Below are 11,517 nucleotides of genomic sequence, written 5' to 3' on the forward strand. Positions count from 1 at the left end.
CCGTCCCGCGCGTCGGCACCACCGCACCACCCGCAGCACCCCGCACCGCGCACGCAGCACCCTCCGGAGCATCCCCACCCACCGACGGGAGCGCCATCCGGCGCTCCCGTCGGGCATCGACGCACGATCCACGCTCCAGTCAGAGGACACGAACCGATGAGCAAGTCCACCGCCACCACGAAGGCACCCCGCGACACCCCGGCCCAGGGCCGCGGTCGGAAGGCCGCATCCGCCGGCGACCGCCCGTCCACCGCCGCGCGCTGGGGCGCCGAGGCGTTCGGCACGTTCCTCCTCGTGTTCGGCGGCGTCGGCACCGCGCTCTACGCGTCCGCGTTCCCCGACGACGGGAATGCCACGGGCGTCGGCTTCCTCGGCGTCGCGCTCGCGTTCGGCCTCACGATCATGGCGGGCGTCGCCGCGGTCGGCGGGATCTCCGGCGGCCACTTCAACCCCGCCGTCAGCGTCGGACTCGCGTTCGCGGGCCGCATCGGCTGGCGCGAGGTGCCCGGCTACGTGGTCGCGCAGCTCGTCGGCGGGATCCTCGGATCCAGCGCCCTCGCGCTCATCGCCGCCGACGGCCCGGCCGGCTACCTCGCGTCGGCCCAGGACGCGGGCTTCGCGTCCAACGGCTTCGGCGACGCATCGCCCGGCGGCTTCGGCCTCGGCGCGGTGCTGCTCGTCGAGGTGATCCTCACCGCCGTCTTCGTGACCGTCATCCTCGCCGTAACCGGCCAGAAGGCGTACGCGGCCGTGGCGCCCATCGTCATCGGGCTGACGCTCACCCTGATCCACCTCATCAGCATCCCGGTCAGCAACACGTCCGTGAACCCGGCCCGTTCCATCGCGGCCGCGATCTACGGCGGGCCCGTCGCGCTGGGCCAGGTGTGGGCGTTCATCGTCGCGCCGCTGGTCGGCGCCGCGATCGCCGGCCTCGCGCACCGAGCGCTGACCCGCGCCGCCGACGTCCCCGCCTGATCCGCCCCCGCCCTGCCGCCGCGCCCCGCCGGGCGCGGCGGCGGGGCACCCGCACCCATCCCGCACCGCACAGCACCACCGAAGGAGCACCGCCGTGAACGACGCCGCACCCGCCATCCGTCCCATCGACCTGACCGGCATCGACGCCGCGCACCCGGAGGGGGAGACGACCGCGCACCGCGTGGGCGTCGCCGCGGCCGAGACCGCGGCGGGCGTCACGGGCGTCCACCACCTCGGCGGCGCGGCCGCGCGGGCGCTCGACGCGGCGTCCCGGGCGATCCGCGGCACGAGCACCGGCCCCGGCGTCACGGTCTCCGAGGAGGCAGGCGACACCGTGATCGACATCGACCTCGTGGTCGAGTACCCGACGCCCGTGCAGGACGTCGTGGACGAGACGCGCGAGCAGGTGGCCCGCGCCGCCCGGCAGATCGCGGCAGGCTCCGTGCGCGTGAACATCCGCGTGACCGACGTGCACGGCCCGTTCGACGACGAGCAGTCGCCCGCGGGCGCCGCGCTCGAGAGGGCGAAGGACGCCGGATCCGACGCGCTCGAGAAGGCCGAGGACGCCGGATCCGACGCGCTCGAGAAGACCAAGGCGGCCGGATCCGAGGGGCTCGAGAAGGCGAAGGCCGCCGGGTCCGAGGCGGCCGACCGTGCCCGTGAGGCCGGCGACCGGATCCAGGACGCGTCCGCCGACGCCGCCGCCCGCGCGCAGGACGCCGGATCGCGCGCCGCCGACGCCGCGAAGGAGATCGGCGCGGAGGCCGCCGACCGCGCGAAGGCCGCCGGCGCCGTGCTCGCCGACTCCGCGAAGGCGGACGTCGAGGAGACCCGGGATGCGGCCGAGGAGCGCGACGAGCGCGCCGCCGCTGACTCCGCCGACGACGCGGCCGACTTCGACACGTACGCGACGCACGCCGGATCCGCGCCCGAGGTCACCGTGGTCGTCGACGGGCACGGCGACGGCACCACCCGCGTGGAGGTAGACGGCCCCGCCACGGTGGAGGTCCAGGGCGACCGCGTCGAGGTCGACGGGGCCGCCGTGCCCCGCGACGACGCCGAGGCTGCCGACCGCTCCTAGCGGTCGGCGGGCCGGGCCGCGAAGGCCCCACGCCGCTACCGCCCGATGCCCGCGAGCGAGCCGACGGTCTTCCCCGCGGGATCGCCGATGACGCAGTCCACGACGCGGTCGCCCGTGCTCCAGCTCTCGCTCGTCGGCTTGTGCCCCAGGTAGTCGTAGATCGAGTCCTGGTAGTCGAAGCCGACGAAGGGCCCGAAGGCCGAGCCGCACAGGTCGTCGGCCTGCGCGTCCACGGCGTCGTCCCCGGGGTAGTCATCACTCGTCAGCGTGGGGACCGCGTAGACCTCGAAGTCGTGCGGCTCGGAGCACGGCACCGTGCTCACGTCGCCCACCTCGTGCGAGTGCGCGGAGTCGTCGTCGCTCGCGGGGTGCGCATCGGCCGCGTCCTGCTCGATCACGGCGGCCGACGCCGCGTCGTCGAGGCAGTCGCCCGCGCGCAGCGTGAAGACGTCCGTGGTTCCGCCGGCCGTGATCGATCCGTCGTCGTCGCGCGTCTCGGCGTGCGGCACGAGGTCGGCCAGCTGCTGCAGCGAGCATCCGCTGAGCGCGGCGGCGAGGAGGACGGCCGCGAACGCGGAGGGCAGGATGCGGCGGGCGGCGACGGCCATGGGGGTCCTCGGGTTCGGGGAGCGGATCGGGCTCACCGTAGCGTCGCTGCTCGCCTGCGCGCTGGAGTTCCGCGCGCGGGATCCGCGGCGTCAGTCGAACCGCGCGCCGCCAGGCCGCGACCGCCCCGCGGTCATGACCACGTAGACGATCAGCCCGAGGATCGGGATGAAGGTGATGAACGTCCACGTGCCGCTGCGGTCGACGTCGTGCAGGCGCCGCCACGAGACGGCCAGAGATGGGATGGACACCGCCAGCTGGAGCACGGCGAGCACGGCGCTCCAGGAGTCGACGATGGTCAGCTCGTCGAGGAACCCGAGGCCCCCGAGCGGCTCCCGGCGGTCCGCGTTCACGCTGCTCAGGGTCTGGAGGGCGGACGTGCCGACGACGCTCGTGAGGATCCACCACCAGAACTCGCCCCGGCTGGCGCGCCCGCGGAACGTCGCGTACTTGAGGAAGAACCTCCGCATCGCCTCCTGCCAGGACGCGCCGTACAGCGGCAGCTCGAGGTGCGTGCGGGATCCGGGCGGCGTCGCGTCGGAGAGGGCTGCCGCGACATCGGATCCGAGCAGCGATGCGATCACCAGGGTGACGTCCCCGTCTGCCTCGTCCAGCCGCTCTCCCTCTTCCCACGCGCGCGTCAGGACGTCGGGATCCTCGAGGTACCAGTGCAGAGCCAGTGCGAGGTCGTCGGCGTCCTTCTCCTCGTGATCCGGGGAACGGTCGATCCACGCCCGCATCTTCAAGGCGGCATACCCCTCGACCCGGGGCACGCGGATGCCCACGCCCGAGGGCAGGGGCAGGATCCATGCCCGTCGCATCACCTCGACGAACCCGAATACGACGATCGCTTCGTCCTCCCGACCACGGGGGCGAGCGAGGCCCCGCGGATCCTCGACCCCGCCGAACGGCACCACGTCCACCGCCATGTCCGCGATCCTGAACCTGATGCCCGTGTGACCGACCGGAACGAATGCCTGACGGACCCCCTCGTACGCGCTCCAACCACTCAGGGCGATGCCTATGTCCACATCGGTCGTGCCACGCAGCGCCGTCGTGTGGCCTTGGGCGGCATGAAGAACGTCGCGCGCCTCGGCCCCGATCAGGAGGATGGCGCCAGGATCCGCCCCCGTCACGCCGAGCACTTCGGTCACGATCGCGTCGACGACGGCGAGGCGCGCGGGATCAACGCGCGCGAAGTCCACCGTCCGCCTCCCGCATGGCTCGAGCGGTTTCACGTTGACGACCCTCGCCGGACGCGAGGAGATCCGCGTAGACCACGAGGGGCGGGGCGACACCCATCAGCGAGGAGGCATCGGCCTCGTCCGGTTCCCTCCAGAACAGGCTGCGCACGAAGATGTTGGGCTCGCGATCGGTGCGCCACCGGTTCCGCATGGCGAGCCGCATCGACGACTCGTCCGTATAGACGACGGCGCTGAGGCCGCGGATGCCCGGGGCCGTGGCCTCTCCGCTCAGGCGGACGACTCCCGCGTCAGCTGCTTCGACGTCGAGGCTCTCGGCGTGATAGCCGCGGGTGCGAGCGGGCGAACCGAGACCCGCGGGGAAGGCGGCGGCCCACCTGTCGATGAGCTGCGGGATGCGTTCCAGGCCACGTGTCGGCCACGTCGTCAGATGCCCGTCGGCCTCGAGCATCTTCAAGGTGTCCTGGGCGAGCCCGACCGACACGCGCGCTGAGGCGGCGATGGTCCGCACAGGAGCTTCGACGAGCTCCGGCCAGGAGATCAACGCGCAGACGACGCTGGCGCGGCTCGGGCTGAAGAGGTGCGCCTGCGAGGATCCCCGAGGGGAGGCGGGCCTCGGGGACGGGCGTCCCCGGATGTCGACGACGACTCCGGGGAGACGCAGCCAGGCGTTGCCCGCGCCGTCGATGTGGTGGATGCCCGCGTTCCGGAGGACGGCGGAGCCGCGGCTCGAGGTGTGCGGACCGAGGAGGAGCAGTCGGCCGTCCGTGGCTGCGCTCGGAGCGTGGAGGACAGCTGCCGAATGAGTCATCTCGAGGAGGGGCAGCACGACCAGCTCTGCCACTGGGGTGCCGTCCGCGTGCTCCAGGACGGCATCCGCGGGACGCTGGGGCTCCAAGCTGGTGAGATCGAGCGCGGTCCGATGCGGGCCGGGCGTGACGAGGTGCAGAGCATGCTCCTGAAGCCACGCCTCGATCGCGATGACGTCCCGGAGGAGCACGGAGGTGTTCGATGGATGCACGTGTTCATCATCCATGAACACCGCCGATTATTGAACACCCGCCACGGTTCGGGCCGAGACCGAGGGTCGGGCCCGGGCTTCCCAGCCCGGGCGCGATCACACCACCGTGAGCCCCAGCACCGCGAGCGCCCCGAACGCGACGCCCCAGACGGCGATGGCGATCGTCTCCCAGATCAGCACCGCGCGCGGCCGGGCGCCGAAGGAGACCATCGCGGCCGACGTGAAGTGCGTCGGCACCAGGAGCGGGCCGAGGAGGCTGACGCCCGGCACGCCGTAGCGGTCGAACGTGCGGCGGATCTTCGCGCGCCGGGGCGTCTCCTCCTTCGCGCTGTCGCGCGTGAGCCGGCTCCGCGTGCGCGAGGCGACCAGCACGATCAGCGCCACGACGGCGACGTTCCCGACCACCGCCGCGAGCACCGCGATCGCGACGTGCTGGCCGCTGATCACGCCCAGCACGGCGGCGAACTCGACCTCGAGGAACGGGATCATCGCGGTGACCATGACCCCGAACCAGCGGAGCACCTCCGGCAGCCCGTTCGTGAAGTCCTGCAGCGCGTCGATCATGCCCTCAGCGCCTCGCGCAGCTTCACGCGGGATCCGGTGCGGAGCAGCGAGTTGCTGTAGATGCGGGATCCGAGCGCCACCACCACGGCGGTCGTCGCGATGAGCACGGCGAGCGAGACGAGCGGCTCCCACCACTGGGCCTCGCCGAGGAACAGGCGCATCGGCATCCCGACCGGGGCCGAGAACGGCACGTACGACATGATCGTCATCACCACGGGGTTGTCGTTGAAGAAGATGACCGCGAAGTACGGGATCATCACGAGGTACGTGACCGGGGCCGTGACGGCTCCCACGTCCTCCTGGCGGGAGACGAGCGAGGCCGCGGCCGCGAAGAGCGACGCGAGCAGCACGAACCCGAACAGGAAGAACACGACGAACCAGATCACCGCGGGTCCGACGACAGCGAGCAGCGCGGTCTGCTCTGTCACGAGGAGGCCGACGCCCGTCATCAGGGCGATGAGCGCGATCTGCGTGAACGCCAGGATGCTGTTGCCGAGCACCTTGCCGGCGAGCAGCGCCCGTACGGGGATGGTCGACATGAGCAGCTCGACCACGCGGGTCTGCTTCTCCTCGACGACGCTCTGGGCGATGATCTGCCCGAACGTCAGCGCGGAGATGAAGAACACGAGGCCGAACGCGATCGCCACGATGTAGGCGATGGCGGGGTTCGTGGTCGGCTCCTCCAGGAGCTCGACGCGCGGGGTGTCGGTCAGGGCGCTCACGACGCCGTCGGGTGCGGAGGTGTCGCCGATCACGAGCACGGCGCCGTCGGAGTCGGCCTGGGTGTCGGGGACGACCGCCGCCTCCACGTCGCCGTCGCGGACCATGGCCTGCGCGTCCTCGACGCTGTCGGCGGGCACGCCCTCGAGCGACTCGGCGCCGGACACGGCCTGCTGGGCGGAGCCGACCACGGCCACGCGCGTGGGGTCGCCGCTGCCGCCGAGGCCGCCGTTCGCGGTGAGGAAGCCGCTGACGATGATGGAGGCGAGGATCCCGACGAGCAGGATCCCCGTGCTGATGAGGAACGACTTGCTGCGCAGGCGCATGCGCACCTCGCGGCCCGTCACGAGCATCGTGGACTGGGCGAACGTCGGGGCCGTGCCCGGTCGGGTGCTGCTGGTGGTGCTCACTGGACGACCTCCTGGAAGATCTCGCTGAGGGTGGGGCGGCGACGGGTGAACGAGGTGACGGATCCGCGGGAGACGGCCTCGGCGAGCACGCGCTGGCGCGCCTCCTCCTCGGCCTCGAAGAGCACGTAGCCGCCGTCGAACTCGACGACCTCGACGCCGGGCACGTCGCGCACCCAGCCGCCGTCGCCGTCGATCTGCAGCTCCGTGAGGGGGCGGCTGTGCTGCTCGCGCAGCTCCTCGCGGTCCCCCGATGCGCGGATCCGGCCCTCGGCGATGACGACCACGTCGTCGCAGAGGCGCTCCACGATGTCGAGCTGGTGCGAGGAGAAGAGCACGGGCACGCCCTGCGCGGCCCGCTCGGTGAGGACGCCGAGGACGGTCTCGACGGCGATCGGGTCGAGGCCCGAGAACGGCTCGTCGAGCACGAGCACCTCGGGGTCGTGCACGAGGCTCGCGGCGATCTGCGCGCGCTGCTGGTTGCCGAGCGAGAGCGACTCGATGGGGTCGTTCCGGCGCTCGCCGAGGCTGAGCCGATCGAGCAGGCGCTCCGTGCTGGCGGTCGCGTCGGCCGCGGTCATGCCGTGCAGGCGGCCGAGGTAGACGATCTGCTCCTGCAGCTTCATCTTCGGGTAGAGGCCGCGCTCCTCGGGCATGTAGCCGAAGGTGCGGCGGCTCGAGGTGCCGAGGTCGCTGCCGTTCAGCGAGACGGTGCCGGAGTCGGCGGTGAGCACGCCGAGCATGATCCGCATGGTGGTGGTCTTGCCGGCGCCGTTGCCGCCGACGAAGCCGGTCAGCCTCCCCGGCCGCACGGTGAAGGACACGTCGTCGAGGACCTTGCGGTCCCCGAACGATCGCGTGACGTTCTGGACTTCGAGCACGGAGGGCCTCCTCGGTGGGCGTGGGTGATCCGTGCTGCTCACGCTAGGTGCGGGGGTGCGCGGGGGAGTCCGCCATGAGGGGGAACCGGGTGGGGGATGGGGGCGCGCGTCGCGGCGACGGGGCGCGATGGGGGCGCGGGCGCGGCGGATGGGGGCGCGGCCGGCGGTGATCCGCGGCCCGGTTCCTCCTAGGGTCGGGGCATGCGCTTCCCCACCCTCGTCCAGGCCGTCGCCGACGGGGCCTCCGCGGCGGGATGCGTGCTCTTCGCGCTGATCGCCACGGGCATAGGCACCGCGCCGCTCGCGATCGGCGGGCTCGCGCTGCTGGGGCTGTCCGCGATCGTGCGGGTCGTCGCGATCGTGTGGGCTCGGCGCCGGCTCGCGCTCCTCGATCGGGGTCGCGGTGCGTGGACCCGGTGGATCCACGCCCTCTGGATCGTGCAGTGCCTCGCCTTCGTCGCGGGGCTGGTGCTCGCGCACTCGTCCGTCGGGGCGGTCGCGACCGCGGCGATCGTCGGCGTCGTCGTGGGCGTCACGTCGCTCGCGCTCGCGGGAGGGGCCGCCCGCCGCGCCGGCCGCGGATCCGGCGTCGACAGCCGCACGGGCTTCGTCGACTCCGCGACCGTCACCGCCTACGCGTAGGCGCTCGCTGCCGGACCGGTGACGCCCGGCCGCACCGCGAACAGCATCCCCGCGCGCGGATGCCGGGCCGAGTCCTCGGGCGTGTAGCCCTCCTGCGAGGTCGTGATCACGAGGACGTCGCGGTCGGGGCCGACGAAGGCGCAGCTCGAGACCTGGGGCGCGTCGACCCGCACGGATCCGACATGCTCGCCGGTCGGGGAGTAGCGGCGCACCTCGCTGCCGCCCCACAGCGCGACCCACAGGAACCCCGCGTCGTCGAGGCACATGCCGTCGGGGTGGCCGTCGGCGGGGTCGATCTCGACCACCACCTCGGGATCCGCCAGCCCCGGCCGGCCGCTGCCATCGTCGTCGGTGACCCGGAAGCGCCGCACCTGCTGCGTGGTCGTGTCGATGTAGAGCATCTCGGCGCCGTCGGCGGAGAACGCCGTGCCGTTGGAGATGGTGACGCCCTCGAGCACGGTCGTCGCGGCGCCCCCGTCGAGGAGGTAGAGCGCGCCGGCGCCGTGCGTCTTGTCGAAGGCCATGGATCCCGCCCAGAGCCGGCCGCGCGGATCCACCTCGCCGTCGTTCATGCGGCGCCGGATGCCGTCGGCCGGGAGCACGTCGACCATCGGGATCAGCTCGCCCTCGGCCGTGAGGCGGACGAAGCCGTCGCGCGCGGCGAGCACGTGCCCGCCGTCCGCGTGCCGGACGACCGCACCGACCGGGCCGCCCACGTGCGTCTCCGTGACGGGGCCGACCGCGAGGATGACCGGATCCAGCGTGGCCTCGCGCACGATGCCCACGTACTGGTCGGCCCAGAGGAGCGTGCCGCGCGCCTCGTCCCAGAGCGGCGCCTCCGCGTGCTCGGAGCGCACGGTGTCGAGCGGCTGCGCCTCCCAGGTCCTGACGGTCATCGCGCGCCGTCCCGTGGCCCGCGCTCCGGGGCGCCCTCGCCCTCGTAGGCGCGCTGCGGCATCTGCGTCGCGAGCTTGCCGCCGCTGACGTCGACGAGCGTGCCCGTGATGTAGCCGGCGCGGTCGCTCGCGAGGAACACGAGGAGGTCGGCCACGTCGTCGGGCCGCTCCCACCGGCGGATGCTGAGGGTGTCGAGCAGGCGGTCCTGCGCGGGCTCCGGCATCTCGGCGAAGCCGTTCATGGCGGTGGGGATCATGCCGGGCGCGTACGCGTTGACGGTGATGCCCCACGGCCCGAGCTCGCTCGCGAGCACGCGCGTGAACTGCACGACCGCGGCCTTCGACGCGCCGTAGGCAGCCGCCCCGACGCTCGGGATGACGGCCGCGAACGACGCCGCGTTGATGATGCGCCCGCCCCCCGCCGCCTTCATGGCCGGGATGACGGCCTGCGAGAGCAGGAACACCCCGCCCACGTTCACGTCGAACGCGGCCTGGAAGCGCGCGGGATCGAGCGTCTCGACCGACCCCTCCACGTTGATGCCCGCGTTGTTCACGAGCACGTCGACCCGGCCGGCCGCCTCGACCACCTGGGCGATCGCCGCCCGCACGGAGGCCTGGTCGGTGACGTCGGCGACGATCGCGGTGATCCCCTCCGGCAGCGCGTCTCGGAAGCGGAGGTCGAGCCCGAAGACCCGGCACCCCTCCTCCAGGAAGCGTTCGGCGATGGCGCGGCCGATACCCTGGGCGGCACCGGAGACGACGACGACCCTGTCGCGGAGGTCGATGAGCATGCGTGTTCCCCTCGGTCCCAATAGCGTTTCCCTCAACGTAGGGGAGACCGCCATGTCCGGAGCACGGACGCACGACCAGCACGACGACCACGACCTCGATGCGCGTGGGGAGGGATCGGCGAGCCCGCGGACGCTGTGGATCAGCGGCGCGGGATCCGGCGTCGGCCGGGCCACCGCGGTGGCCGCGGCCCGCGACGGCTGGCGCCTCGTGCTCTCGGGGCGCCGCCGGGAGGCGCTCGAGGAGACGCGCGCGCTCGTCGACGACCTCGGATCCACCGCGGTCGTCGCCCCGCTCGACGTGACCGACGACGCCGCGCTCGCCGCCATCGTCGCGGACCTCGACCGCCTCGACGGCGTCGTGGTCGCGGCCGGCCTCAACGCCCCGCGGCGCTCGTGGGCCGAGCAGGAGATCGCCGACTTCGACCGCATCGTCGCGACCAACCTCACCGGCCCCGCGCACCAGGTCGCGGCCGCGCTCCCGCTGCTGCGCGCATCCGGCGGCACGGTCGTGCTCGTCTCCTCGTACGCCGCGTGGACCCACTCGCCGGGCGCGGGCGTCGCCTACAGCGCCTCGAAGACCGCGCTCGGGACCCTGGTGCGCGACCTCAACGCGCAGGAGGCGGGCGCCGGGATCCGCGCCACGCACCTCTGCCCGGGCACCATCGACAGCGACTTCCTCGCGCTCCGGCCGACCGTGCCCGACGCGGCCGAGCGCGCCGCGATGCTCACGCCCGACGACGTGGCCCGCGCCGCGATGTTCGTGCTCGCCTCGCCGCCGCACGTGCGGATCGACGAGCTGGTGCTGTCCCCGATGTCGCAGCGCGGCGGGTTCTGACCGGGTGATCTGACGCGCTCAGTCCTCGTCGTCGTCCTCGCCGTAGCCCCGCCCGAGCGTCCCATCCGGGTCGTGCTTCCGGTGCCACCGCGCGTTCCGGATGTCGTTCCGCCGAGCCACCAAGGCCTTCCGGCGGAGGTCCCCCCGTGTCGCCGCGCGCATCCAGGCGTGCTCCACGACCCACGAATCCGGCGGGAGCCACCGCTCATGCGCGTCCACGAGCGCGCTCTCGACGGCCGCGTCGAGCATCGACACGTCGATCCCGCCGTCGTAGCAGCAGACGCTCCAGGTCATGTCCTCGGCCACGAGGAGGTAGCGTCCCTCCTCCTGGTGCCCGAGGTCGCAGAGGTCCCCCAGCGGGGGACGGCCGACGCGGATCCGGAACTCCTGCGTCCAGTCCTCGACGTCCTCCGCCGTCGACGCGCTCGGCTCCGTGAACGCCGCCCACGAGACGAGGCCCGGCAGCACGGTGTCCGGCTCCCTGAGGCCGCCGCGCCACAGCTCGATGACCAGGGTGCCGCGGACCCCCGTCAGTCGTTCGAGGGTGGTGACGACGCTCGCGTACCGCCGGCGTGCCGCGCGCCGATCGCGCGCCTGCCGAGCTTCCTGCCTCCCCCAGGGGAGCGTGTGGAACCGCATGCCGGGCCGGTACCAGCCGCTGTACGGCGGGTAGGGCTCGGGCCATCGCTCGCGCCACAGGTCGAGCAGCCGGGCCGCATCGGGATGCGCGTCGGGGGCGTCGGAGACCCGCGGCTCGGGGATGGTCACGGGGAGGGCGTCGGGATCGGCGGCGGGCACGGGGGAGCATCGCAGAATCCGGGGTCCGTCGGCGCGCGCGGTCCCCATGCCCCGGCGGGATCGAATCCGGCCCCCTTCCCTAGGCGATCGTCTCGCGA

13 protein-coding genes are annotated in these 11,517 nt (G+C 73.2%); 4 read left to right on the plus strand and 9 right to left on the minus strand.

All coding sequences use genetic code 11. The annotated features are described in order from the left end of the window. Positions 1-156: 156 nt before the first annotated feature. Together aqpZ and K0V08_RS13010 are read left to right on the plus strand one after the other, a co-directional pair. A complete protein-coding gene (gene aqpZ / locus K0V08_RS13005) occupies positions 157-975 on the plus strand; it encodes an aquaporin Z (RefSeq protein WP_079531260.1) in 819 nt (272 codons plus the stop codon). 94 nt (positions 976-1,069) lie between these two features. Beyond that, positions 1,070-2,056, plus strand: coding sequence for an Asp23/Gls24 family envelope stress response protein (locus K0V08_RS13010; RefSeq protein ID WP_079531263.1), 987 nt, complete (start codon positions 1,070-1,072; stop codon positions 2,054-2,056). Between the two features lie 35 nt (positions 2,057-2,091). Here the strand turns inward: K0V08_RS13010 and K0V08_RS13015 are convergent, their stop codons facing one another. The 6 genes from K0V08_RS13015 to K0V08_RS13040 all read right to left on the minus strand — a co-directional run bounded on the left by K0V08_RS13015 (position 2,092) and on the right by K0V08_RS13040 (position 7,457). Further along, positions 2,092-2,664, minus strand: coding sequence for a septum formation family protein (locus K0V08_RS13015; protein ID WP_079531266.1), 573 nt, complete (start codon positions 2,662-2,664; stop codon positions 2,092-2,094). A 90-nt stretch (positions 2,665-2,754) separates the two neighbouring features. Next, positions 2,755-3,591, minus strand: coding sequence for a DUF805 domain-containing protein (locus K0V08_RS13020; protein ID WP_228510788.1), 837 nt, complete (start codon positions 3,589-3,591; stop codon positions 2,755-2,757). A 256-nt stretch (positions 3,592-3,847) separates the two neighbouring features. Further along, positions 3,848-4,885 (minus strand): type IV toxin-antitoxin system AbiEi family antitoxin, encoded by a 1,038-nt coding sequence (locus tag K0V08_RS13025; protein WP_158218993.1) that lies wholly within the window; start codon positions 4,883-4,885, stop codon positions 3,848-3,850. A gap of 96 nt (positions 4,886-4,981) precedes the next feature. Beyond that, positions 4,982-5,449, minus strand: coding sequence for a hypothetical protein (locus K0V08_RS13030; RefSeq protein ID WP_011931615.1), 468 nt, complete (start codon positions 5,447-5,449; stop codon positions 4,982-4,984). Then, positions 5,446-6,579, minus strand: a complete 1,134-nt coding sequence (locus K0V08_RS13035) for an ABC transporter permease (RefSeq protein WP_011931616.1) — start codon at positions 6,577-6,579, stop codon at positions 5,446-5,448. Before K0V08_RS13035 ends, K0V08_RS13030 begins: the two co-directional genes overlap by 4 nt. After that, on the minus strand, positions 6,576-7,457 hold the full coding sequence (locus K0V08_RS13040; RefSeq protein ID WP_011931617.1) for an ABC transporter ATP-binding protein: 882 nt from the start codon (positions 7,455-7,457) through the stop codon (positions 6,576-6,578). Before K0V08_RS13040 ends, K0V08_RS13035 begins: the two co-directional genes overlap by 4 nt. A gap of 201 nt (positions 7,458-7,658) precedes the next feature. On the opposite strand from K0V08_RS13040, the gene K0V08_RS13045 reads away from it, so the two are divergent. After that, positions 7,659-8,099, plus strand: a complete 441-nt coding sequence (locus tag K0V08_RS13045; protein WP_079531271.1) for a hypothetical protein — start codon at positions 7,659-7,661, stop codon at positions 8,097-8,099. Here the strand turns inward: K0V08_RS13045 and K0V08_RS13050 are convergent. Further along, entirely contained in the window at positions 8,090-8,995 is a 906-nt protein-coding gene (locus K0V08_RS13050) for an SMP-30/gluconolactonase/LRE family protein (protein ID WP_079531276.1), read from the minus strand. The genes K0V08_RS13045 and K0V08_RS13050 overlap by 10 nt on opposite strands. Then, on the minus strand, positions 8,992-9,786 hold the full coding sequence (locus tag K0V08_RS13055; protein WP_079531279.1) for an SDR family NAD(P)-dependent oxidoreductase: 795 nt from the start codon (positions 9,784-9,786) through the stop codon (positions 8,992-8,994). Before K0V08_RS13055 ends, K0V08_RS13050 begins: the two co-directional genes overlap by 4 nt. Positions 9,787-9,838: 52 nt before the next feature. Between K0V08_RS13055 and K0V08_RS13060 the strand changes: the two genes are divergently transcribed. Then, positions 9,839-10,621, plus strand: coding sequence for an SDR family oxidoreductase (locus K0V08_RS13060; RefSeq protein WP_079531282.1), 783 nt, complete (start codon positions 9,839-9,841; stop codon positions 10,619-10,621). Between the two features lie 18 nt (positions 10,622-10,639). Here the strand turns inward: K0V08_RS13060 and K0V08_RS13065 are convergent, their stop codons facing one another. Continuing rightward, positions 10,640-11,419: a DUF3885 domain-containing protein gene (locus K0V08_RS13065; RefSeq protein ID WP_228510786.1), complete on the minus strand. Its 780-nt coding sequence runs from the start codon at positions 11,417-11,419 to the stop codon at positions 10,640-10,642. Positions 11,420-11,517 lie beyond the last annotated feature (98 nt).

It is taken from the genome of Clavibacter michiganensis (genome assembly GCF_021216655.1).
Lineage (GTDB): Bacteria > Actinomycetota > Actinomycetes > Actinomycetales > Microbacteriaceae > Clavibacter > Clavibacter michiganensis.

Bases quoted from the DNA above. Each gene is read 5' to 3' on its own strand.
- K0V08_RS13015 (WP_079531266.1), bottom strand. From the start codon at position 2,664: ATGGCCGTCGCCGCCCGCCGCATCCTGCCCTCCGCGTTCGCGGCCGTC.
- aqpZ (WP_079531260.1), top strand. From the start codon at position 157: ATGAGCAAGTCCACCGCCACCACGAAGGCACCCCGCGACACCCCGGCC.
- K0V08_RS13060 (WP_079531282.1), top strand. From the start codon at position 9,839: ATGTCCGGAGCACGGACGCACGACCAGCACGACGACCACGACCTCGAT.
- K0V08_RS13055 (WP_079531279.1), bottom strand. From the start codon at position 9,786: ATGCTCATCGACCTCCGCGACAGGGTCGTCGTCGTCTCCGGTGCCGCC.
- K0V08_RS13030 (WP_011931615.1), bottom strand. From the start codon at position 5,449: ATGATCGACGCGCTGCAGGACTTCACGAACGGGCTGCCGGAGGTGCTC.
- K0V08_RS13020 (WP_228510788.1), bottom strand. From the start codon at position 3,591: ATGGCGGTGGACGTGGTGCCGTTCGGCGGGGTCGAGGATCCGCGGGGC.
- K0V08_RS13050 (WP_079531276.1), bottom strand. From the start codon at position 8,995: ATGACCGTCAGGACCTGGGAGGCGCAGCCGCTCGACACCGTGCGCTCC.
- K0V08_RS13045 (WP_079531271.1), top strand. From the start codon at position 7,659: ATGCGCTTCCCCACCCTCGTCCAGGCCGTCGCCGACGGGGCCTCCGCG.